Raw genomic sequence first — 21,876 nt, forward strand, 5'->3', positions numbered from 1 at the left:
CTGTGTGCCTGATTAGCGGCGCCGGTACAGGCCCGGGTCCACCTCTTCATACTGACCTGCCAGATACTGGTAGAAGGCAAGGTGGGAGGGGGAGGTCGGAGTCTTGAGCTCCTGTGCCACCCGCTCCGGTTTGGCGATGATGAATTTGGGGTGTTGGCGCTGGATGTCAGCCAGCACCCGCTCGCGCACATCGTAGGGCGGGTTGACGTTGGCAAAGAACAGATAGGCGGAGGCCGGCTGGCGATCGGTCCAGAGGTAGTATTGCGGCTGGATGCCATCGACCCAGATCTTGTCGGTGGGGGTCGTCTCGGCGAGGATACGGTCGACCCTGACCTGAGCGGGAGGATTGAACGGCCTGCCCTTGAGATTGCCTTCCCAGGCGTTGTTGACCAGCAGCGCCAGCATGGCCAGCGAGGCGAGCCAGGGGGTGGCGCTACGCACGTCCCAGGCGCGCCAGAGTGGGACCAGAATGAGCACGGGCAAGGCCCACAGCAGGCTGTTGCCGAGCACCTCGCGCACCCGCTCCAGAGACCACTCCTTGGTGCTCCAGCCATAGCCGAGCTGCTGGGCCAGCAACCAGCTGGCGGTCAGCACCACCAGGGAGATGCAGAGCAGCCCCAGTGCATCGGATCGCTGCTCGCTTCTGTCCAGCAGGCAGGCGAGCGGCAGCAGGCCAAGTTGCAGATAGAGCACGTCATAGTGATCGAACACATGGCCGGAGACCGAGTTGGCGATCAGGGTGAACAGCACCCCCAGCAGGGTGGCGCACAGCGCCGGGAGATACCACTCCTGGCGGCGCCCGAGCATCAGGACGAGGAAGGCGGGCAGCAGCATGATGAGGCCGGTGCGCAGCAGACCGACGGCGCCCACCTCAGGAGAGAAGCCGTTGCCGTAGCTCCCTTCGAAGAAGATGCCGAAGGCGTAGTATTTGAACTCGGCCAGCACGTCGTGGTGCTGGAAGTAGGCATAGAGCGGGCCGCCGACGAGGGCCAGTCCAAGCAGGCTGGAAAAGAGCAGGGCAAAGGCGCAGCGCCACTGCTCGCGCAGGCACCAGTGACAGAAGAGCACCAGATACCAGGCACCCCAGAAGGCGCCGTTGTTGGTGCGCATCCAGGCCACGATGGCGAAGGTGAGTGCGGCGACCAGGGCCGGTCCCCAGCTGAATCGCTTGTCCAGCAGCATGGTGATGAAAGCCCACTGGGCGATGAGGGCCAGATGGAATGTCCAGTCCTCAGTCATGTTGCCGTAGTAGTAGCGAGTGCTGTAGAGCGCCAGCAGGGCCAGCATGCTGCCAAGTCGCGCCCGCACCGAGAGCCCGAGCTGAGAAAAAGCCTGCCAGCTCGCCATGAGGCCCAGCCAGCAGAGCACCCACTCCAGCAGCCAGATCCCGAAGAAGCCACCAAGGCCATAGCCCAGTGCATCGAGGGCGAAGATCATGGGACCCTTGATGTCGATCATGTCCCGATAGAGTACGCCCCCCTCGCTCCACATCTTGCCCATCACCGCAAACAGGGAGGCATCAAATCCCGGGGCCATGCCGTGGAACAGCGGATTGCGCAGACAGAACAGCAGAGCCATCAGGGCGGTGAGCAAGATGACCGACGGCCTGATCCCGGGATTGTGGCGGTGCGGGGTAAAGCGGATGGCATGATTCATGGGTGACCTGTTCCTGCGGGAAAGACTGAAAAAGCGGGCTTATCTTGCCGAGCCGGGCTGCACGATGCAATGGAAGAAGTGTAGGCACCTGAAATAATTCGTAAAAGTATCGTTTTCACGCCTCTGGCTGCACTGGCAGGCCCCATCACAAGACAGGGCTGGCGCAGTCGGGCGTCACAGCCTGAGGTTGCATGGTAGGGGCCTGCGCCTGGGAGCGGATCAGGATGCCCCTATGCGGGGGAAAGGCGGCACCGACCCGGGATGGGTCGGTGCCAGATTCACTGGCCGTGATACTCCACCAGGGCCGGCAGGGGGCTGAGTTCCGGCAGGTGGCGTGCCCAGCGCAGGAAGGCATCCGCCAGGGTAATGCCGAGCTCCTGATTGTGCTGGGTCAGGGTGCGGGCAAGGGCCGTGTAGCCCTCCTTGCCGGAGGCGGTATAGGCACTGGAGACCCCGCGATAGATGGCATCCGGCTCGACGTGCTGCCACTGACCCGGGCTGGCTTCCCATTCCAGGCGAGTGATCCTCTCCCCTTTGGGTCTGTCGGCCTGATAGCAGAAGCGCACCCCGGCGGTATAGGGGAAGCTGCCGCTGCCATTGCCCGTCACCCCGTTGTTGGTGGCGTTGTCGATGGCCCCCTCCAGCGCCTCGGCCAGTTCATGGCCGTGCACCCGGTAGAGGGTGAGGGGAATGGCAAAGGGCAGCAGGCGTCCGGCAACGTCTGCTTCGGTCAGGGGGCCGGGCTCGAGGGAGCAGCGTACGCCCCCGGCATTGTGCAGGGCAAAGTCCACCTGACCCACCTGTTCGCGGGCACTGGCCAGCATGGCGCTCGCTACCAGGGGGGCGACCTGGCTGCCGGCGGGCAGGCTGGCATCGGGCAGGCGCTGGTGGTGGAGCGGATCGGCGAGCCGGGTCACTACGCGCCGGGTCATGGTTTCGAGCTCGGGGCGATAGCGTCTGGCCAGATGCTGTTCGAGCTCGGGGGCCGGTTCGCAGAAGTGCAGCCCCGCAGGAGGCGGGGAAGCAAAGGGCCAGGGATCCCAGGGTAACCACTCCAGCTGGCCGCGGCTTTGGCACACGCGTCCCTGCTCGTCGAAGGTGAGTTCGCACACCCCGAGACAGAGGGCGCTGTGGGCGGCGTGCAGGATGGCCACCCCGTTCACCATGAGGGGATAGCTGCCTTCGCTGTCGAGCCCGAGCGGCGCCAGATCCCCCAGCAGGCTGTGGGTGTGCCCGCCGACGATGAGGCTGAGCTCGGGGAAGCGGGTCGCCAGTCGCTTGTCCTGCGCCAGACCCAGGTGGCTGAGCAGGATAATGTGCTGGATGCCGGCGGCCTTGATCTCGCCGAGGGCACGGCTCAAGGTCTCTTCGATACCGTGGAAACGGGTGTGGGGATCGGGGCTCGCGATGGCGGCCATCTGCGGCAGCGTGATGCCGAGCAGGGCGAAGGGCACGTCGTCGATGACGCGCTTGTGCCAGGGGCGGCTTGCGTCAAACAGCTGCGGCAGTCCCTGCAGCCGCAGCGGGGCATCGGCGGGCTCCTGACGGTTGTCGATGTTGGCGGCGAGCACCGGGAAATCGAGCTGGCGCAAAAACTCCACCAGCGGCCCGTTGCCCAGATCGAATTCGTGGTTGCCGATCACCATGGCATCCGGTCGCAAGAGGGCCAGCAGGTCCGCATTGGCCCGCCCTTTGAAGCGGTTGAAGTAAAGTGACCCCTGGAAGGTATCGCCGCCATGCAGCAGCAGGCAGGTCTGGCCGGCTGCCTCGGCCTGTTGGCGCAGGGCGGTGAGCCGGGTCAGGATGCGGCCATAGCCGCCGCACTGGGTGCGCCATTCGGACTCGCCATCGGGGGAGAAGCGCATGGGGGCGCCATCGAAATGGGAGTGGCAGTCGCTGAAGTGGGCAAGTTGAACCGTCATACTCAAGGCTCGGTCCTCCTTAGGAAAAAAGAGCACCGAGTCTACTGCATGGGGTGGGGGGGATACCAGCCCGGCGGCAGCCGGGCCGGTAAAGAGTCAGGCGGGAACCATGATCTGGGTGGCGAGGATCACTACCAGCAGGCCGACGGCCACCGGCAGCGAGGTACGTTTGACCACCTCGAACGGAGAGAGATTGCCCATCCCCGCACAGGCGACCACCACCCCGGAGACCGGCGAGATGGTGCGGCCGAGGTTGGATGCCTGCAGCATGGGGATCACCAGATAGGCCGGGTTGACGCCGAGGCTGGTGGCCAAATGGGGGATGAGCTCCACGAAGGCGTAGAAGGGGGCGTTGCCGGAACCCGTGGTGAAGGCCGCCAGGGTGGTGATGACCACCAGCACCAGCATGATGACGATGCCGCCGGTACCGAAGCTCTGGGCCAGATCCAGGAGGTTGGCGATGAAACCGAGCCCCATCAGACCCTGGGCAAAGACCCCGGCACCCACCAGCAGCATCACCACGCCGGCGAAGGCGTCGGCCATGTTGCGCCAGCACACCTGCAGTCCGTCCAGCAGCTCGCGGCCGTTGCGCTTGCGCACCAGCTCCAGCAGGGCGGCCAGCACCAGGCAGATGACGATGATGGTGACGATGTCGAGCTTGGGCCCCAGTTTGCCGTCAAACAGCAGCACACCGATGATGGGGGTGAAGGGCAGGATGGCGTAGAAACCGGGGGCGTCGGTGACGAGATCGCTCGGGGCGACCGCGGCGTTGTGCTCCCCGGCCTTCTGATCCAGATAACGCTGCCAGAAGAAGTGGGTCACCGCCATGGCGGCGATGGCCACCAGGGAAATGGGCAGGGTCAGCTTGAAGGCAAACTCGATGAGCTCCATGTTCGCGGCCTGGGCTGCCATCACCACGTCCCCCGAGGTGGGGGAGAGGATGATGGCGGCCGGCGAGGCGCACACCGCCGCCGCCGCGCCACGGGAGATCCCCATGTTGACCATCAGCGGGAAGAGGGTGGCCATCAGCAGAACCCCGAGGCCGGTCGCGGAGCTCACCGCCAGCGACATGGCGCAGGCGACCAGATAGGCGGCCACCAGCAGGATGTAGGGGGACTTGATGACACCGAGGGGCTTGCTCGCGAGCTTCACCAGTATGGTGTTGGCGCCGATGTGGCTCATGTAGCCGGCAAAGCCGCACAGCACCATGATGAGCATGCCGAGGCCACCCCCCCTGTCGACCAGCAGGAAGCGCACGTATTCGAAGATGTCGGTGGCCATGTGGCCGGTGGAGGGGACGCTCGCCGGCAGCACCGCCTTGCCCATCAGGGCGGTGATCGCCAGCAGCAGCAGGCCGCCGCTGAGCAGTACCCCGGTGGCGGAGTAGCCCTTGAAGATGTAGCGACCCACGGCCAGGGTGACCAGGGTGCCGATCAGGAGTTCTATCATAAAACCTTCCCAAGAGTTGAAGTGAGGGGGGCCTGCCAGGGCTCACCAGAGGGTTGCGCTGGACTATCCGGTATCGGCCAACAAAAACACTGCGGATATTACCCACTAAGGAGTATTTCACCATCCATTCGATGGCAGCTTGTGATCTCGACTGCAAATCCCCGCCTGAGCCGGGGTGATGACTCGCACGTTTGCAGCAACCGGGTGCCAAGAGCGGATGACAGGGGGCTGGATCAGGGGTAATCTCCCAATCGGGTTATTAATTCATTGATTATTAATTGAAATTAAGCCGGGACTCACAAGGAGCAAAGCCGCGGACAGATGGGACTCTTCAGCAAGACAGGGGTGACGGTGGCCCTCATTTATGCCGCCTCAATTGGTGCTGTACCTTCCCACTATGCCGGTGTGAAGGTCGCCCCCGATATCAAGGTCGACTTCCAGTTCTATCGGGTCTCCGGGGCCGATGTGGGGGCCGTGATGCGCCAGATCACCGCCTTGTCGCCCACCCAGGCAGACGGGCACATCGGCAAGGCCAGTTATCAGCTCTCTTGGCAGTTGCAGACGAAGGCGACGGCGACACGCTGCGAGCTGGAGCAGGCCAGCGTTCGTGCGCGCATCCAGGTCAGAGTACCCAACTGGATGGACAAGGCCCGTGCGCCCGCGAAGGAGCGCCAGAAGTGGGACAAACTGGTGGCCGCCATGTTTGACTACGAGAGCCGTCACAAGGATATCCTGTTGGAGAGCGTGAGCCAGCTTGGCACGCGCCTCGCCCAGTTGCCGGTGACCCGGGATTGCCCAACCCTGGAGCATCAGGGCTGGCAGGCAGGGCAGGCGGTGCTGGAGGCCACCCGGGCGCGGTTCGACACCCTGGCCAGCCAGACCGATCAGGGGCGCAAGCTGGGGGTCGTCTGGCCCAGGGCTGGCTGATAACACGTGTACAGGCCCATGGCCGCTCATGGGAAACATAAAAAACGGGCTGATTGAGCCCGTTTTTTGTTGGTGCGCCCAATGGCGTGGAGGCGGGCAGCCCCGGCTCCCGGGTGGCTAGTCGCGCAGTGGCTTGCCCCTGCGCAGCCTTCGCACCCAGTAGCGGGCGGGATGGAGCGCCTCCAGCAGATCGGCGGCCAGCGGCAGGGGATCGCCGCAGATCTCGCTGGCGACCAGCTCGCCGCACAGGGGCGCCGAGCACAGACCCCGGGAGCCGAGCGCCCCCAGCACGTAGAGGCCGGCGTGCAGGGGCAGCGCGCTCTGCTGATCCGCGGGGGCGTTGACGTCATGATCCGCCAGCGCCGTCAACCGGGCGACGGGCCCGGCGACCGGCAGGTGATCCCGGCTGGCGCAGCGCACCCCGATGCGGGCCTGAGCACCGCTCACATCCACCTCGGCAGGCCAGCGCTGCTGGGGCACACAGGCTTGCAGCCGCGCCCTGTTCTGGTCCTGCTCGTCGGTGCGGTAAGCTAGATCGGTCTGGTTGCGGCCATAGCTGGCCCCGATGCAGTGCGCGCCGTTGTGGGCCGGTGTGAGGTAGCCATCGTAGCAGAGCACGGTCTTGAGCTGGCTCAAGCCAGCCGTGGTCGGCACATGGCTCACCTGGCCGCGCACCGGATAGAGCGGCAGCTCGGCGAAGGGGAGAAGGGCTGGCAACTGATGCCCGGCTGCCACCACCAGATTGGGGGCGTGCCACTGGCGGCCATCCCGGCTCTCCACTCGCCAGCCATCGGCCTCTTCGGCAATACGCGTTACAGCGGCATTGAACACCACTTCCAGCCGCCCGCTGGCCTGCGCCTCCCTGATGGCGGCGCGGGTGAGATCCGCCGGACAGAGCCAGCCCCCCAGGGGATAGCTCACGCCATCCGCATCGCAGGGCAGGCCGACCACCTGCTCAACCTCCGCTGCCGAGAGTGGGTGCATCAGCTCGGGGGGGAAGGGGCCCTGGCTCATCTTGGCAAGCTTCGCGGCGGATTTGTCGTCGTAACCGAGTTGGGTGACGCCACACAGGGAGAAGGCGACGGGGTGGTGCTTTGCCAGGGCCAGCAGCCGGTTTCTGGCAAAGCCGAAGGCCAGCGAATAGAAGCGCGACAGGGCATCGTGCTCGCCGTTGAGCAGGGGGTAGAGGGCTCCTTGTCGATTGCCGGAGGCGCCGCTGGCCGGTTCGCCATCTTCGCACAGCAAGGTGACGTGCCGACCCCGCTCCACCAGAGAGAGCGCCGTCATGGCGGAAGCGATGCCGCCACCGATGATGAGCACCTCTCCCTCCCGCCCTGCGGGGCGGGCATACCAGGGGGCGATGCTCTGCTGCGGCACTTTGCCTTCCCGAACACCCGCCAGCATCTCCCGCTTGCTGCCATGGCCCTTCACCTTCTTCATGGCAAAGCCGGCGGCAATCAGCCCCCGTCGCACGAAACCGGCGCAGGTAAAGGTCGAGAGGGTGGCATCGGGGCGGGCGAGGCGAGCGAGATCGTCGAAGAGATCCTGGGTCCACATCTCTGGGTTCTTGGCAGGGGAGAAACCGTCCAGATACCAGGCGTCCACCAGACCGGTTGCCGGATGGGGCACCTGAGGCAGCATCTCCTTGATGTCGCCAAACCAGAGATCGAGGCGGATGCGGCCATCGGCAAAGAGCAGGCGATGGCAGCCGGAGACCGGCAGCGGCCACTGGTCGATGAGAGGCTGGCTCAAGGGGGCGAGCTCGGGCCAGGCGGCCAGGGCCTTGCGCAGATCGGCCTGGGTAAGGGGGTATTTCTCGACGCTGATGAAGTGCAGCCGGGATCCGTTGCCGGACAGGGGGGCCTGTTCCAGAAAGACGGCCATTGTGGCCAGAAAGTTAAGTCCTGTACCGAAACCTGTTTCACCAATCACGAAACTGTCACTATCGTGGTGCGAAAATCGCTCTGGCAATCGATTTTGCTGCAAAAAGACGTAGCGGGTTTCACTTAGACCGTTATCATTGGAAAAGTACACATCCCCGAACTCACTGGAGACTGGAGTTCCCGCTTCGTTCCAGTCCAATCGGGCATGATGTAAGGATGTTTGACTCACGTTTTCCTCGGCTCGCGTCACAAAATCGCGGGCATTCTACGTGAAAGCAGACCAGTTTGGCAGCCGAAAGCGGGTAGACTCGGTGCCAGTTTTTCCAGACGAGATGAATTAATGAGAAGAGCAGTGATCACCGGTATCGGCGTCATCTCCAGTATCGGCAACAACAAGGAAGAGGTGCTGGCCTCCCTGAAAGCAGGCAAATCCGGCATCACCTATTCCGAGCAGTTCGAGCAGTACAACCTGCGCAGCCGTGTCTGGGGTAACATCAAACTCGATCCGTCTGAACTGATCGACCGTAAAGTCATGCGTTTCATGGGTGACGCCGCGGCCTACGCCTACCTCTCCATGCAGCAGGCCATCGAAGATGCCGGCCTGCCGGAAGAGATGGTCTCCAACGAGCGTACCGGCATCGTGACCGGTTCCGGCGGCGCCTCCGGCAAGAACACCTCCGAATCTGCCGATATCGCCCGTGAAAAGGGCGTCAAGCGGGTGGGTCCCTACATGGTGCCGCGTACCATGTCCTCCACCACCTCCGCCTGTCTTGCCACCCCGTTCAAGATCAAGGGTGTCAACTACACCATCAGCTCCGCCTGTGCGACCTCTGCCCACTGCATCGGTCATGCCTTGGAACTGATCCAGCTTGGCAAGCAGGACATCATCTTTGCCGGTGGCGGCGAGGAGCTGGACTGGTCTTCCACCATCCAGTTCGACGCCATGGGCGCGCTCTCCACCAAGTACAACGACAACCCGGAAAAAGCGTCCCGCACCTATGATGCGGACCGCGACGGCTTCGTCATCTCCGGTGGCGGCGGCATCCTGGTGGTCGAGGAGCTGGAACACGCCCTGGCCCGTGGTGCCCACATCTACGCCGAAATCACCGGTTACGGTGCGACCTCCGACGGCTACGACATGGTGGCCCCGAGCGGTGAAGGCGCTGTGCGTTGCATGAAGATGGCGATGCAGGGTGTCGGCAAGGTGGACTACATCAACACTCACGGTACCTCTACTCCGGTTGGTGACACCAAGGAGCTGGAAGCCATTCAGACCCTGTTTGGCAGCAATGCACCCAAGCTCTCCGCCACCAAGGCGATGACCGGCCATGCTCTGGGCGCCGCCGGCGTGCACGAGGCCGTCTACTCCCTGCTGATGATGGAACACGGCTTCATCGCCCCCAGCATCAACATCGAGAATCTGGACGAGAAAGCCGTGGGCCTGCCCATCGTGCGTGAATACGAAGCGGCCGACCTCAATACCGTCATGTCCAACAGCTTCGGCTTTGGCGGTACCAACGCCTCTCTGGTGTTCAGCAAGTTCAAGGCTTGATCTCCCCGTGGGGAGCGCAACGCGAAATAGAAAAAGGCGCCGAAAGGCGCCTTTTTTATTGAACTCTTTTTATTGAACTCTGCTGATGGTTCCCGGTTCGGGACCGCTGTCTGCCAGGGGCAACCGCATATAGACAGCCCCGTCACCATACTCCACCAGCGACTTGCCGGTGTCGGCGGGCACAAACCCCTGCTTGCGCCAGAAGGCCGGGGCATCCTGAACCGCCACCAGGCCTGCATGGCGATATCCTGCATGGCTCGCGAAAGCGAGCGCCCTTGCCAGCAGCCGCTGTCCGACACCCAGGCCGCGTGCCTTGCTCGAGACAGCGAGATCGTGCAGATAGAACTCGTCGTGACCGGCAAGCGCCTTCATCGGCACCGAGAGGGGCGGGGGCTGGTGGGCACGCCAGGGGTGGCAGAGCAGGTAACCCAGCACCTTGCCCTGACGCTCGGCCACCCAGCAGGAGGCGGGGGCCAGCTCGGTCTTGTTCTGCATCACCTCGAGGGGCTCGGGTTCGAACTGGTGATAACACTCGTGCTGGATGGCCATGATGGCGGGCCAGTCTGGCGTGCGGATGGTGCGGATGGTGATCATGATGCGGGTCGGGTCCGTACTCAAACCGTGGCAAAAAGGGGTGACAGCATACCCCAGAGAGCACACAAACGAAACCGGGTCACCTGTCAGCGACTCGTCAGCGAACCGGCTCCTTGCTCACGATCTTGATCAGCTGGTAGCGCAAGGAAGGGGCATCGGCCGGCACATCGGCAAGTTGCTCCTTGCTCACTTCCAGTTGATAGCGAAAGCCCGGTTCAAAGGTGAAGCCTTCGATTTGCTGATAGAAGAGGCTCCAGTTCTCTCCCGGCTGACTGCGCACCTGCATGCACTTCATGGGGGCGACACCGACGCAGTCTGCCAACTTGTCCTGGATATAGAGGGTTTCGGTGGTCGGGGCGCTCTGGCAGGCGCTGAGCAGGAGGGCGGAGCTGAGGAGCAGGGGAGATTTCATGATGAATGTCCTTGGCGTAAAAGGGCGCGATTAAACCTGCAAAAGAAAAGGCGGTCAATGACCGCCTTTGTAACAAACCATGACAGATCGGGCTCAGCGCTGGTCGAGGGGCACGAACTCGCGCAGGGGCTGACCGGTGTAGAGCTGACGGGGACGGCCGATCTTCTGATCCGGGTCCGAGTGCATCTCGTTCCAGTGGGCAATCCAGCCGATGGTACGTGAGATGGCGAAGATCACGGTGAACATGGACATGGGGATACCGATGGCCTTCATGATGATGCCGGAGTAGAAGTCCACGTTCGGGTAGAGCTTCTTCTCGATGAAGTAGGGGTCGGACAGCGCGATGCGTTCCAGCTCCATGGCCACGTCCAGCAGCGGATCCTTGATCTGCAGCTCGGTCAGTACCTCGTGGCAGGTTTCGCGCATTACGGTGGCACGGGGGTCGTGGTTCTTGTAGACCCGGTGACCGAAGCCCATCAGACGGAACGGATCGTTCTTGTCCTTGGCGCGGCCGATGTACTCGGGAATGCGATCCACGGAGCCAATCTCTTCGAGCATCTTGAGGCAGGCTTCGTTGGCACCACCGTGGGCCGGGCCCCACAGGGAGGCGATCCCCGCGGCGATACAGGCAAACGGGTTGGCACCGGAAGAACCGGCCAGACGCACGGTGGAGGTGGAGGCGTTTTGCTCATGATCCGCATGCAGGGTGAAGATGCGGTCCATGGCGCGCTCGACGATGGGGTTGACCTTGTACTCTTCGGTCGGCACGCCAAACATCATGTGCAGGAAGTTGCCTGCATAGGAGAGGGCGTTGCGCGGCTGCATGAAGGGCTGGCCGATGGAATACTTGTAACACATGGCGGCCAGGGTCGGCATCTTGGAGAGCAGACGGAAGGCACAGATCTCGCGATGCTCCTCGTTGTTGATGTCGAGGGCGTCGTGATAGAAGGCGGACAGCGCGCTGACCACGCCGCACATGACGGCCATGGGGTGGGCGTCGCGGCGGAAGCCGCGGAAGAAGAAGGCGATCTGCTCGTGCACCATGGTGTGGCGGGTGACCAGACGTTCAAATTCCGCATATTGGGTCTTGGTGGGGGCCTCGCCGTACAGCAGGATGTAGCAGACTTCGAGGTAGCTGGCCTGGGTGGCCAACTGGGCGATGGGGTAACCGCGGTGCAGCAAGACACCCTGGTCGCCATCGATGTAGGTGATGGAAGATTTGCAAGAACCGGTGGCCATGAAGCCGGGGTCGAAGGTGAAATATCCTTGCGTGCCCAGCTTTCTGACATCGATCACATCGGGTCCAACGGTACCGGAGAGGATCGGCAATTCAACCGGCTCTTTTCCGGGCAGATGTAGGGTGGCTATCTTATCAGCCATAGCACGTCTCCTTTGCTCTTTTATAATTTGGTTCCAGCCCTACTTTATTACGACTGTTATGACGCTGGCAAAGGTTCTTACCCGTACCACGGCGGCTGGAGCGCCTTATTTGAACCAGAGAACCATGTCTTTGTCAATTTTGCTGGATGATCATTAATGACTTGTTAAAGCTGTTGTGAGATCTGGTTTACGGTTTTGGATTTTCTGTGTAGCTATTTGATTGTCATTGGTTAAGGCCGCCGATATACTGCGCCACGTGGGTGATGGTCGTCGGTGTTTGAAACGCTTTCGCAAAGCCAGATGTGATATCGAAAATGTTATTTTTGGCTTTCCTGAGTTGTTTTGGTAACAAAAACCTAACAAATGCCACTCCTCGCCCTCAAAGCGTGTGAAAACAATAACTAACGTGCTCAATGGAGCTGAGTGGGCAAAGCCGTGAAAAACAAACAGAGACCTGTAAACCTCGACCTACAGACGATCAGCTTTCCTGTCACCGCCATCGCTTCCATCTTGCATCGTGTCTCAGGGGTCATCACCTTTGTGGCATTGGCCATCTTGCTGTGGATGCTTGGTACTTCACTCGCCTCTCCCGAAGGATTTGAATCGGTCGTTGCCATCATGGACAACTTCCTGGTCAAGTTCGTGCTGTGGGGGATCCTGACCGCGCTGGCTTACCACATCGTGGGCGGTCTGCGGCACCTGGTCATGGACATGGGCTATTGGGAAGAGCTGGAATCCGGTAATCAGAGTGCCCGTGTGGCCTTCGTGATCACCGCGGTTTTGGCGGTATTGGCGGGGGTACTGGTATGGTAACCAATTCTGCAACTTTCGGGCGCAGCGGTGTTCATGATTACATCCTGATCCGCGCCACCGCCCTCATCATGACGTGCTACGTCCTCTATCTGGTTGGCTTTGTCGCGTTCAACGACATCACCTACGAGGTGTGGACCGGCTTCTTCTCCAACACCTTCACCAAGGTCTTCACCCTGCTGACGCTCGTATGCGTCTTGATCCACGCCTGGATCGGTCTGTGGCAGGTGCTGACCGACTATATCAAGCCGGTCGGACTGCGCGGTGCGCTGCAGTTTGTGCTGGTGGTGGTGCTGTTTGTCTATGTGATGACTGGTTTCGTCGTGCTGTGGGGTGTGTAAGGTGACTATTCCAACTCGTGAATTTGATGCGGTCGTGATCGGTGCCGGTGGCGCCGGTATGCGCGCCGCGCTGCAGATTGCCCAGTCCGGCAAGAGCTGCGCCCTGTTATCCAAGGTTTTCCCGACCCGTTCCCACACGGTCTCCGCCCAGGGCGGGATCACGGTCGCCCTGGGCAATGCCCACGACGACAACTGGCAGTGGCACATGTATGACACCGTCAAGGGCTCCGATTACATCGGTGATCAGGAAGCCATCGAATACATGTGCAAGACCGGCCCCGAGGCCATCTATGAGCTGGAGAACATGGGCTTGCCTTTCTCCCGCTTTGACAACGGTACCGTCTACCAGCGTCCGTTCGGCGGTCAGTCCAAGAACTTCGGCGGCGAGCAGGCTGCCCGCACCGCGGCGGCAGCCGACCGTACCGGTCACGCCCTGCTGCACACCCTGTATCAACAAAACGTCAAGAACAAGACCACCGTCTTCTCCGAGTGGTATGCCCTGGATCTGGTGAAGAACCAGGATGGCCATATCGTCGGCTGTACCGCCATCGACATGGAGAGTGGTGAAGTCGTCTACTTCAAGGCCAAGGCCACCGTGCTCGCCACCGGCGGCGCCGGTCGCATCTACCAGTCCACTACCAACGCCCACATCAACACCGGTGACGGCGTCGGCATGGCGCTGCGCGCCGGGGTCGGCGTGCAGGACATGGAGTTCTGGCAGTTCCACCCCACCGGCATCGCCGGGGCAGGGGTACTGGTGACCGAGGGTTGCCGTGGTGAAGGCGGCTACCTGCTGAACAAGGACGGTGAGCGCTTCATGGAGCGTTATGCGCCAAACGCCAAGGACCTGGCCGGTCGCGACGTGGTGGCCCGCTCCATCATGATCGAGATCCGCGAAGGCCGTGGCTGTGACGGTCCCTGGGGCCCGCACATCAAGCTCAAGCTGGATCACCTCGGCAAAGAGGTGCTGGAATCCCGCCTGCCGGGCATCTGCGAGCTCTCTCGCACCTTCGCCCACGTGGATCCGGTCAAAGAGCCCATCCCCATCATCCCGACCTGCCACTACATGATGGGCGGCGTGCCGACCAGCGTGAACGGCCAGTGCCTGACCCAGGACAAGGATGGCAACGACGTGCCGGTTGTCGGTCTGTTCGCGGTGGGCGAGATCGCCTGCGTCTCCGTGCACGGTGCCAACCGTCTGGGCGGCAACTCGCTGCTGGATCTGGTGGTGTTCGGTCGTGCTGCCGGCATGCACCTGGTGGAGACCCTTGGCTCGATGGAGCACGGCGCGGAAGCCACCGACGCCGACATCGCCAAGGCGCTGGAGCGCTTCAACCGCTGGGAAAACAACCGTGACGGGGAAGACCCGGCCCAGATCCGCAAGGACCTGCAGCGCTGCATGCAGAACAACTTCTCCGTGTTCCGGGAAGGGGATGCCATGGCAGAAGGGCTGGCCGAGCTGAAACTCATCCGCGAGCGTCTCAAGAACGCCCGTCTGGACGACACCTCCAAGGAGTTCAATACCCAGCGCATCGAGTGCCTGGAGCTGGACAACCTGATGGAGACCGCCTATGCCACCGCGGTGGCGGCGAACTTCCGTACCGAGAGTCGTGGCGCCCACAGCCGCTTCGACTTCCCGGAGCGTGACGATGAGAGCTGGCTGTGCCACAGCCTCTATCATCCGGACACCGAGTCCATGACCCGTCGCGCTGTCAACATGTCACCCAAGACCCGTGAGGCGTTCCCGCCCAAGGTCCGGACTTACTGATTGCGGAGCTAAGCACAATGAACGTCACATTCTCTGTCTACAGATACAATCCGGACGTTGATAACGTCCCGTATATGAAGGATTATCGTCTTGATATTCCTGAAGGTTCCGACATGATGGTGCTCGACGCACTGATCCAGCTCAAGGAGCTGGATCCCACCCTCGCCTTCCGCCGCTCCTGCCGCGAAGGGGTCTGTGGATCTGACGGTCTCAACATGAATGGCAAAAACGGTCTGGCCTGCATCACGCCGCTCTCCGATCTCTTGAAGAAGGGCAGCAAGGTCGTCATTCGACCCTTGCCCGGTCTGCCGGTGATCCGGGATCTGGTGATCGACATGACTCAGTTCTACACCCAGTGGGAGAAGGTCAAACCCTTCCTCATCAACGACGAAAAACTGCCGCCCGTGCGTGAGCACCTGCAATCCCCCGAAGAGCGCGCCAAGCTGGATGGCCTGTACGAGTGCATACTCTGTGCCTGCTGCTCCACCTCTTGCCCCTCCTTCTGGTGGAACCCGGACAAGTTCATCGGTCCGGCCGGCCTGCTCGCCGCCTATCGCTGGCTGGCGGACAGCCGCGATACTGCGGCCAGTGAGCGACTGGGCAACCTGGATGACGCCTTCAGCGTGTTCCGCTGCCACGGCATCATGAACTGCGTGAACGTCTGTCCCAAGGGCTTGAACCCGACCAAGGCCATCGGTCAGATCAAGTCGATGTTGCTCAACCGGGCCGTGTAGTATCGGGGCCAGGGCGCCTTGCGCCGGGCCCGACCTCTGGATAGCCATCCCGCCCCGGGATGGCTATGACCCTACAAGCTGCAGTGCAGCGAACAAGATGTACAAGGGATAGAAATGCATAACGGCGTGATGAAGGCCTGGTTGGAGTCATCTCACCTGGCTGGTGCGAATGCAAGCTACATTGAGGATTTGTACGAATCCTTCCTGGAAAACCCCGACTCCGTTGCCGACGAATGGCGCAGCCTGTTCCAGTCGCTGCCCCAGGTCAACGGACATGCAGTAGAACAACCCCACTCCCAGGTTCGCGACTATTTCCGCCGCCTGGCCAAGGACTCCTCCCGTTACAGCGCTCCCGTCTCCGATCCCCAGGTGGATGCCAAACAGGTTCGCGTACTGCAACTGATCAACGCCTTCCGCTTCCGCGGTCACCAGAACGCCAACCTGGACCCCCTGGGTCTGTGGCAGCGCGAGCCGGTCGCCGAGCTGGACCCGGCCTTCCACAACCTGCAAGGTGCAGACATGGAGGCCACCTTCAATGTGGGCTCCTACGCCATCGGTCGCGAGACCATGGTGCTCTCCGATCTGTATGCCTCGCTGAAGAAAACCTATTGCGGCAGCATCGGCGCCGACTACATGCACCTTACCTCCACCGAGGAGAAGCGCTGGCTGCAAGACCGGCTGGAATCCATCGAAGGGAAGGGCAACTATACCCTCGAAGAGAAGACCCGCTTCCTCGAGAGCCTGACCGCCGCCGAAGGGCTGGAAAAATACCTGGGTGCCAAGTTCCCGGGGGCCAAGCGTTTCTCCCTGGAAGGGGGCGATGCCATGGTGCCCATGCTCAAAGAGTTGATCCGTCGCGCCGGTGAGCAGGGTTGCAAGGAAGCCGTCATCGGCATGGCCCACCGCGGTCGCCTCAACGTGCTCATCAACGTACTGGGCAAGCGCGCTCAGGACCTGTTCGACGAGTTCGCCGGCAAGCACGGCGAATCCTGGGGCACAGGGGACGTGAAGTACCACATGGGCTTCTCCTCCGACTTCGCCACCCCGGGCGGCAACGTCCACCTGGCGCTGGCGTTCAACCCGTCGCACCTCGAGATCGTCAATCCCGTGGTCATCGGCTCCGTGCGTGCCCGTATGGATCGCCGTGGTGACAAGGACGGCTCCAGCGTCCTGCCCATCACCATCCACGGTGACTCCGCCATCGCGGGGCAGGGGGTCGTTGCCGAGACCTTCAACATGTCTCAGACCCGTGCCTATGGCGTGGGCGGGACAGTGCGCATCGTCATCAACAACCAGGTGGGCTTCACCACCTCCTATATCCGTGACCTGCGCTCCACCGAATATTGCACCGACATCGCCAAGGCGGTGCAGGCACCTGTGCTGCACGTCAACGGGGATGACCCGGAAGCCGTGGTGCTGGTGACCCAGATTGCCCTGGATTACCGCAACACCTTCAAGCGCGACGTGGTGATCGAGCTGGTCTGCTACCGTCGTCACGGCCACAACGAGGCTGACGAGCCGAGCGCGACCCAGCCCCTGATGTATCAGAAGATCAAGCAGCACCCGACTCCGCGCAAGATCTACGCCGATCAGCTGATCGCCGAAGGAGCCATCGCGCCTGAGCTGGCCACCACGCTAGTCAACGACTATCGCGATACCCTGGATCGGGGCGAGCGGGTGAGCAAGGAGTGGCGTCCCATGGAGCTGCACTCCGTGGACTGGACCCCGTATCTGGGTCACGACTGGGCCATGGCCTATGACAGCACTGTGCCCATGGATCACCTGAAGGCCCTGGGCGAGCGCATCAGCCAGTACCCGGCGACCCATGTGCTGCAACGTCAGGTCGAGAAGATCTACGAAGACCGTCGCCTGATGGCCGCCGGTGAGAAGCTGGTGGACTGGGGCTTTGCCGAGACGCTGGCCTATGCCACCCTGGTGGACAAGGGCTCCCGCATTCGCTTCACCGGGGAAGACTCCGGGCGTGGCACCTTCTTCCATCGCCACGCCGTGCTGCACAGCCAGACCGATGCCAGCACCTACACCCCGCTGTGCAACCTGCACGACGAGCAGGGCCCGTTTGAAGTCTATGACTCCGTGCTGACCGAGAACGCGGTACTGGCGTTTGAATATGGCTACGCCAGCGCGGAACCGGCCGGTCTCACCATCTGGGAAGCCCAGTTCGGTGACTTCGCCAACTGCGCCCAGGTGGTGGTGGATCAGTTCCTCTCCTCCGGCGAGCAGAAGTGGGGCCGGATGTGCGGCCTGACCATGCTGCTGCCCCACGGTTACGAGGGTCAGGGCCCGGAGCACTCCTCCGCCCGTCTGGAGCGTTACCTGCAGATGTGCGCCCAGCACAACATGCAGGTGTGCGTGCCCTCCACCCCGGCGCAGGTGTTCCACATGCTGCGTCGCCAGGTGGTGCGCCCGATGCGCCGTCCGCTTATCGTGATGACGCCCAAATCCCTGCTGCGCCACCCGCTGGCGGTGAGCAAGCTCGAAGAGCTGGCAGAGGGCACCTTCCAGAACGCCATCGGCGAGATCGATGCGCTGGATCCCAAAGGCGTCAAGCGCGTGGTCTTCTGCTCCGGCAAGGTCTACTACGACCTGCTCGATGCCCGTCGCAAGGCGGAGCAGCAGGACGTGGCCCTGGTACGGATCGAGCAGCTCTATCCCTTCCCGGAAGAGGAAGTGCGCGCCATCCTGGCCGATTACAGCCATGTCACCGACTTCGTCTGGTGTCAGGAAGAGCCGCAGAACCAGGGCGCCTGGTACAGCACCCGTCATCACTACGACAGCGTGCTGCCAAGCCATGCCCGTCTGCGTTATGCCGGTCGCCCGGCGTCGGCCTCACCGGCTGTCGGTTACATGTCCGTCCACGCCAAGCAGCAAAAAGCCCTGGTGGAAGACGCCCTTACCCTGGAATGAACGAGTTGTGGATGAGAGGGCCCGTGTCGGGACCCTCTCTGACCTGGAACAAGCCTGCTGGCCAAGAAGTAACAAGGAACTGATTACATGACTATCGAGATCAAGGTACCGGACCTGCCGGAATCAGTGGCGGATGCCACCATCGCGACCTGGCACAAGAAACCGGGTGATCTGGTTGCCCGTGACGAAGTGCTGGTTGACATCGAAACCGATAAAGTCGTGCTGGAAGTGCCCGCGCCGGAAGCCGGCGTACTGGGCGACATCCTGCAGAGCGAAGGGGCGACCGTGCTCTCCCGCCAGCTGATCGCCATGCTCAAGCCGGCCCCCGTTGCCGGTGAAGCGACCAGCGAAAAGCCGGTGGAAGCCGTGGCTGATGACGCTGCCGATGGCCTGAGCCCTTCCGTGCGCCGCATGGTGGCCGAGCACGACATCGACGTCGCCAAGCTGACCGGCACCGGCAAGGGCGGTCGTGTCACCAAGGAAGATGTGGAAGCCTTCATCAAGAATCTGGGCAAAGCTCCGGTGGCTGCACCGACTGCTGCCGCTCCCGTGGCTGCCGCACCGGTCGCGCCGCTGGCCGGTCGCACCGAGAAGCGTGTGCCCATGACCCGTCTGCGCAAGCGCATCGCCGAGCGTCTGCTGGAGGCCAAGAACACCACCGCAATGTTGACTACCTTCAACGAGATCAACATGGCGCCCATCATGAAGCTGCGCAAGCAGTACGGCGAGATCTTCGAGAAGAAGCACGGCATCAAGCTCGGCTTCATGTCCTTCTATGTGAAGGCCGTGGTCGAATCCCTTAAGCGCTACCCGGAAGTGAACGCGGCGCTGGACGGTGACGACATCGTCTACCACAACTACTTCGACGTCAGCATCGCCGTCTCCACCCCCCGTGGTCTGGTGACCCCGGTGCTGCGCGACTGCGACAACATGAGCCTGGCGGACATCGAGAAGGCCATCAAAGATCTGGCCGGCAAGGGCCGTGACGGCAAGCTGACCGTGGATGAACTGACTGGCGGCAACTTCACCATCACCAACGGTGGCGTGTTCGGCTCCCTGATGTCCACCCCCATCATCAACCCGCCCCAGAGCGCCATTCTGGGCATGCACAAGATCCAGGACCGCCCCATGGCCGTCGACGGCAAGGTCGAGATCCTGCCGATGATGTACCTGGCGCTCTCCTACGATCACCGCATCATCGACGGCCGCGAGTCCGTGGGCTTCCTGGTCTCCATCAAGGAGCTGCTGGAAGACCCGACCCGTCTGCTGCTGGATGTCTGAGCAAGCGTGACTGAAAGATAACGAGGGGCCGCCCAGGCCCCCATTCACAGGGGATTGAGAAACACGAGCCCCGGACGGAAATACCTACAACACGGATAGAGCATCTATGAATCTGCATGAATATCAGGCAAAACAGCTGTTTGCCGAGTATGGCCTGCCGGTCTCCGAAGGTTATGCCTGTGCCACCCCGCAGGAAGCGGCCGAAGCGGCCGACAAGATTGGCGGCAACACCTGGGTCGTCAAGTGCCAGGTCCACGCCGGTGGCCGCGGCAAGGCGGGCGGCGTCAAGCTGGCCAAGAGCAAGGACGAGATCCGCGCCTTCGCCCAGAACTGGCTCGGCAAGAACCTGGTGACCTATCAGACTGACGCCAATGGTCAGCCGGTTACCAAGATCCTGGTGGAGTCCTGCACCGACATCGCCAAGGAACTGTACCTGGGCGCCGTGGTCGACCGTGGCTCTCGCCGCGTGGTCTTCATGGCTTCCACCGAAGGTGGTGTGGAGATTGAGAAAGTCGCCCACGAAACCCCGGAACTCATTCACAAGGCTGCCATCGATCCCCTGGTAGGCCCGCAGCCTTATCAGGCCCGCGAGCTGGCCTTCAAGCTGGGTCTGGTCGGCGATCAGATCAAGCAGTTCACCAAGATCTTCATGGGTCTGGGCCAGATGTTCCTGGACTGCGATTTCGCCCTGCTGGAGATCAACCCCCTGGTCATCACCGACAAGGGCAACCTGCACTGCCTGGACGGCAAGATCAACATCGACGCCAACGCCCTGTACCGTCAGCCCAAGCTGCGCGAGATGCACGACCCGTCCCAGGATGACCCCCGCGAAGCGCACGCCGCCCAGTGGGAGCTGAACTATGTGGCGCTCGATGGCAACATCGGCTGCATGGTCAACGGCGCCGGTCTGGCCATGGGCACCATGGACATCGTCAACCTGCACGGCGGTTCACCTGCCAACTTCCTGGACGTCGGCGGCGGCGCCACCAAGGAGCGCGTGACCGAGGCCTTCAAGATCATCCTCTCCGACAGCAAGGTACAAGCCGTGCTGGTCAACATCTTTGGCGGCATCGTGCGCTGCGACATGATCGCGGAAGGCATCATCGGTGCCGTGAAGGAAGTGGGGGTGAAAGTGCCCGTGGTGGTGCGTCTGGAAGGCAACAATGCCGAACTGGGTGCCCGTAAACTGGCCGACAGCGGCCTCAATATCATCGCCGCAACGAGTCTGACTGACGCAGCTCAGCAAGTGGTAAAAGCAGCGGAGGCCAAATAATGAGCGTTCTGATCAACAAAGACACCAAGGTGATCTGCCAGGGCTTTACCGGCGGTCAGGGTACCTTCCACTCCGAACAGGCCATTGCCTACGGTACCCAGATGGTCGGCGGTGTGTCCCCGGGCAAGGGTGGCACTACCCACCTGGGCCTGCCGGTGTTCAACACCGTCCGTGACGCCGTGGAAGCCACCGGCGCCACCGCCTCCGTCATCTATGTACCGGCCCCGTTCTGCAAGGACGCCATCCTGGAAGCCATCGATGCCGGCATCAAGCTCATCGTCACCATCACCGAAGGCATCCCGACCCTGGACATGCTGGACGTCAAGGTGAAGCTGCAGGAAACCGGCGTGCGGATGATCGGCCCGAACTGCCCGGGTGTCATCACCCCGGGTGAGTGCAAGATCGGCATCATGCCAGGCCACATTCACAAGCCAGGCAAGGTGGGCATCGTCTCCCGCTCCGGCACCCTGACCTATGAAGCGGTCAAGCAGACCACGGACGAGGGCTTCGGCCAGTCCACCTGCGTCGGTATCGGTGGGGACCCCATCCCGGGTTCCAACTTTATCGACATTCTGGAGATGTTCCAGAATGACCCGCAGACCGAAGCCATCGTGATGATCGGCGAGATCGGCGGCAACGCCGAGGAAGACGCGGCGGCCTACATCAAGGCCCACGTCACCAAGCCGGTGGTCTCCTACATCGCGGGCGTCACCGCCCCGGCTGGCAAGCGCATGGGTCATGCGGGCGCCATCATCGCCGGTGGTAAAGGCACCGCGGCCGAGAAATTTGCCGCCCTGGAAGATGCCGGCGTGAAAACCGTGCGCTCCCTGGCCGATATCGGCAAGGCCCTGCGTGAAGTAACTGGCTGGTAAGTTCTTTAGCCTGTTATCTCGGATAGCAAAATGCCGCCCTTTGGGGCGGCATTTTTTATGGGGATAGTTTGCTTTTTCGCCTGCGTAACTTAATTCA

At 62.2% G+C, this 21,876-nt stretch carries 17 protein-coding genes; 10 read left to right on the forward strand and 7 right to left on the reverse strand.

Going from position 1 to position 21,876, the window contains the following annotated elements:
* Positions 1-12 precede the first annotated feature (12 nt).
* The 3 genes from ACVDHI_RS05690 to dcuC all read right to left on the reverse strand — a co-directional run bounded on the left by ACVDHI_RS05690 (position 13) and on the right by dcuC (position 5,027).
* Positions 13-1,656, reverse strand: a complete 1,644-nt coding sequence (locus ACVDHI_RS05690) for a hypothetical protein (protein ID WP_048207524.1) — start codon at positions 1,654-1,656, stop codon at positions 13-15.
* A 278-nt stretch (positions 1,657-1,934) separates the two neighbouring features.
* Positions 1,935-3,584 (reverse strand): bifunctional metallophosphatase/5'-nucleotidase, encoded by a 1,650-nt coding sequence (locus tag ACVDHI_RS05695; protein ID WP_319909075.1) that lies wholly within the window; start codon positions 3,582-3,584, stop codon positions 1,935-1,937.
* Between the two features lie 90 nt (positions 3,585-3,674).
* Positions 3,675-5,027, reverse strand: coding sequence for an anaerobic C4-dicarboxylate transporter DcuC (gene dcuC / locus ACVDHI_RS05700; protein ID WP_010674486.1), 1,353 nt, complete (start codon positions 5,025-5,027; stop codon positions 3,675-3,677).
* Between the two features lie 321 nt (positions 5,028-5,348).
* Here dcuC and ACVDHI_RS05705 point away from each other — a divergent pair, with 321 nt between their 5' ends.
* Complete coding sequence (locus ACVDHI_RS05705; protein ID WP_045524720.1) at positions 5,349-5,954, forward strand: DUF922 domain-containing protein; 606 nt, start codon at positions 5,349-5,351, stop codon at positions 5,952-5,954.
* A 117-nt stretch (positions 5,955-6,071) separates the two neighbouring features.
* Here ACVDHI_RS05705 and mnmC read toward each other — a convergent pair whose 3' ends face one another.
* The gene (gene mnmC / locus ACVDHI_RS05710) at positions 6,072-8,087 is read right to left on the reverse strand and encodes a bifunctional tRNA (5-methylaminomethyl-2-thiouridine)(34)-methyltransferase MnmD/FAD-dependent 5-carboxymethylaminomethyl-2-thiouridine(34) oxidoreductase MnmC (RefSeq protein ID WP_324063513.1); all 2,016 of its coding nucleotides are present in this window, start codon (positions 8,085-8,087) and stop codon (positions 6,072-6,074) included.
* Positions 8,088-8,177: 90 nt separating this feature from the next.
* Here mnmC and fabB point away from each other — a divergent pair, with 90 nt between their 5' ends.
* Positions 8,178-9,389: a beta-ketoacyl-ACP synthase I gene (fabB, locus tag ACVDHI_RS05715; RefSeq protein WP_029314417.1), complete on the forward strand. Its 1,212-nt coding sequence runs from the start codon at positions 8,178-8,180 to the stop codon at positions 9,387-9,389.
* Positions 9,390-9,458: 69 nt separating this feature from the next.
* On the opposite strand, the gene ACVDHI_RS05720 is transcribed toward fabB, so the two are convergent.
* From ACVDHI_RS05720 to ACVDHI_RS05730, 3 genes are all read right to left on the reverse strand, one after another.
* On the reverse strand, positions 9,459-9,983 hold the full coding sequence (locus ACVDHI_RS05720; protein WP_042015494.1) for a GNAT family N-acetyltransferase: 525 nt from the start codon (positions 9,981-9,983) through the stop codon (positions 9,459-9,461).
* A 97-nt stretch (positions 9,984-10,080) separates the two neighbouring features.
* Positions 10,081-10,395, reverse strand: a complete 315-nt coding sequence (locus tag ACVDHI_RS05725; RefSeq protein WP_236273557.1) for a DUF4377 domain-containing protein — start codon at positions 10,393-10,395, stop codon at positions 10,081-10,083.
* A 93-nt stretch (positions 10,396-10,488) separates the two neighbouring features.
* Positions 10,489-11,775: a citrate synthase gene (locus ACVDHI_RS05730; RefSeq protein WP_010674492.1), complete on the reverse strand. Its 1,287-nt coding sequence runs from the start codon at positions 11,773-11,775 to the stop codon at positions 10,489-10,491.
* A gap of 423 nt (positions 11,776-12,198) precedes the next feature.
* On the opposite strand from ACVDHI_RS05730, the gene sdhC reads away from it, so the two are divergent.
* The 8 genes from sdhC to sucD all read left to right on the forward strand — a co-directional run bounded on the left by sdhC (position 12,199) and on the right by sucD (position 21,779).
* On the forward strand, positions 12,199-12,588 hold the full coding sequence (gene sdhC, locus ACVDHI_RS05735) for a succinate dehydrogenase cytochrome b556 subunit (protein WP_029314418.1): 390 nt from the start codon (positions 12,199-12,201) through the stop codon (positions 12,586-12,588).
* Positions 12,582-12,926 (forward strand): succinate dehydrogenase, hydrophobic membrane anchor protein, encoded by a 345-nt coding sequence (gene sdhD, locus ACVDHI_RS05740; RefSeq protein WP_010674495.1) that lies wholly within the window; start codon positions 12,582-12,584, stop codon positions 12,924-12,926. The genes sdhC and sdhD overlap by 7 nt, the downstream gene beginning before the upstream one ends.
* 1 nt (position 12,927) lies before the next feature.
* Complete coding sequence (sdhA, locus tag ACVDHI_RS05745) at positions 12,928-14,694, forward strand: succinate dehydrogenase flavoprotein subunit (protein WP_042015499.1); 1,767 nt, start codon at positions 12,928-12,930, stop codon at positions 14,692-14,694.
* 17 nt (positions 14,695-14,711) lie between these two features.
* Positions 14,712-15,428 carry a succinate dehydrogenase iron-sulfur subunit gene (locus ACVDHI_RS05750; RefSeq protein WP_010674497.1) on the forward strand — a complete coding sequence of 239 codons (717 nt, stop codon included), beginning with the start codon at positions 14,712-14,714 and terminating at the stop codon, positions 15,426-15,428.
* Between the two features lie 114 nt (positions 15,429-15,542).
* The gene (sucA, locus tag ACVDHI_RS05755; RefSeq protein ID WP_010674498.1) at positions 15,543-18,353 is read left to right on the forward strand and encodes a 2-oxoglutarate dehydrogenase E1 component; all 2,811 of its coding nucleotides are present in this window, start codon (positions 15,543-15,545) and stop codon (positions 18,351-18,353) included.
* Between the two features lie 87 nt (positions 18,354-18,440).
* Positions 18,441-19,634, forward strand: a complete 1,194-nt coding sequence (gene odhB, locus ACVDHI_RS05760; RefSeq protein WP_042863770.1) for a 2-oxoglutarate dehydrogenase complex dihydrolipoyllysine-residue succinyltransferase — start codon at positions 18,441-18,443, stop codon at positions 19,632-19,634.
* A gap of 106 nt (positions 19,635-19,740) precedes the next feature.
* A complete protein-coding gene (gene sucC / locus ACVDHI_RS05765; RefSeq protein WP_005300220.1) occupies positions 19,741-20,907 on the forward strand; it encodes an ADP-forming succinate--CoA ligase subunit beta in 1,167 nt (388 codons plus the stop codon).
* On the forward strand, positions 20,907-21,779 hold the full coding sequence (gene sucD / locus ACVDHI_RS05770; protein ID WP_005300222.1) for a succinate--CoA ligase subunit alpha: 873 nt from the start codon (positions 20,907-20,909) through the stop codon (positions 21,777-21,779). The genes sucC and sucD overlap by 1 nt, the downstream gene beginning before the upstream one ends.
* Positions 21,780-21,876: the final 97 nt, after the last annotated feature.

This window comes from Aeromonas sp. 25-248, assembly GCF_053005425.1.

What these genes read in the sequence shown, in the direction of transcription:
- ACVDHI_RS05725 (WP_236273557.1), bottom strand. Translation starts at nt 10,395, where the DNA reads ATGAAATCTCCCCTGCTCCTCAGCTCCGCCCTCCTGCTCAGCGCCTGC.
- sucA (WP_010674498.1), top strand. Translation starts at nt 15,543, where the DNA reads ATGCATAACGGCGTGATGAAGGCCTGGTTGGAGTCATCTCACCTGGCT.
- sdhD (WP_010674495.1), top strand. Translation starts at nt 12,582, where the DNA reads ATGGTAACCAATTCTGCAACTTTCGGGCGCAGCGGTGTTCATGATTAC.
- ACVDHI_RS05730 (WP_010674492.1), bottom strand. Translation starts at nt 11,775, where the DNA reads ATGGCTGATAAGATAGCCACCCTACATCTGCCCGGAAAAGAGCCGGTT.
- fabB (WP_029314417.1), top strand. Translation starts at nt 8,178, where the DNA reads ATGAGAAGAGCAGTGATCACCGGTATCGGCGTCATCTCCAGTATCGGC.
- ACVDHI_RS05690 (WP_048207524.1), bottom strand. Translation starts at nt 1,656, where the DNA reads ATGAATCATGCCATCCGCTTTACCCCGCACCGCCACAATCCCGGGATC.
- sucD (WP_005300222.1), top strand. Translation starts at nt 20,907, where the DNA reads ATGAGCGTTCTGATCAACAAAGACACCAAGGTGATCTGCCAGGGCTTT.
- ACVDHI_RS05750 (WP_010674497.1), top strand. Translation starts at nt 14,712, where the DNA reads ATGAACGTCACATTCTCTGTCTACAGATACAATCCGGACGTTGATAAC.
- ACVDHI_RS05720 (WP_042015494.1), bottom strand. Translation starts at nt 9,983, where the DNA reads ATGATCACCATCCGCACCATCCGCACGCCAGACTGGCCCGCCATCATG.
- dcuC (WP_010674486.1), bottom strand. Translation starts at nt 5,027, where the DNA reads ATGATAGAACTCCTGATCGGCACCCTGGTCACCCTGGCCGTGGGTCGC.
- ACVDHI_RS05705 (WP_045524720.1), top strand. Translation starts at nt 5,349, where the DNA reads ATGGGACTCTTCAGCAAGACAGGGGTGACGGTGGCCCTCATTTATGCC.
- odhB (WP_042863770.1), top strand. Translation starts at nt 18,441, where the DNA reads ATGACTATCGAGATCAAGGTACCGGACCTGCCGGAATCAGTGGCGGAT.
- sucC (WP_005300220.1), top strand. Translation starts at nt 19,741, where the DNA reads ATGAATCTGCATGAATATCAGGCAAAACAGCTGTTTGCCGAGTATGGC.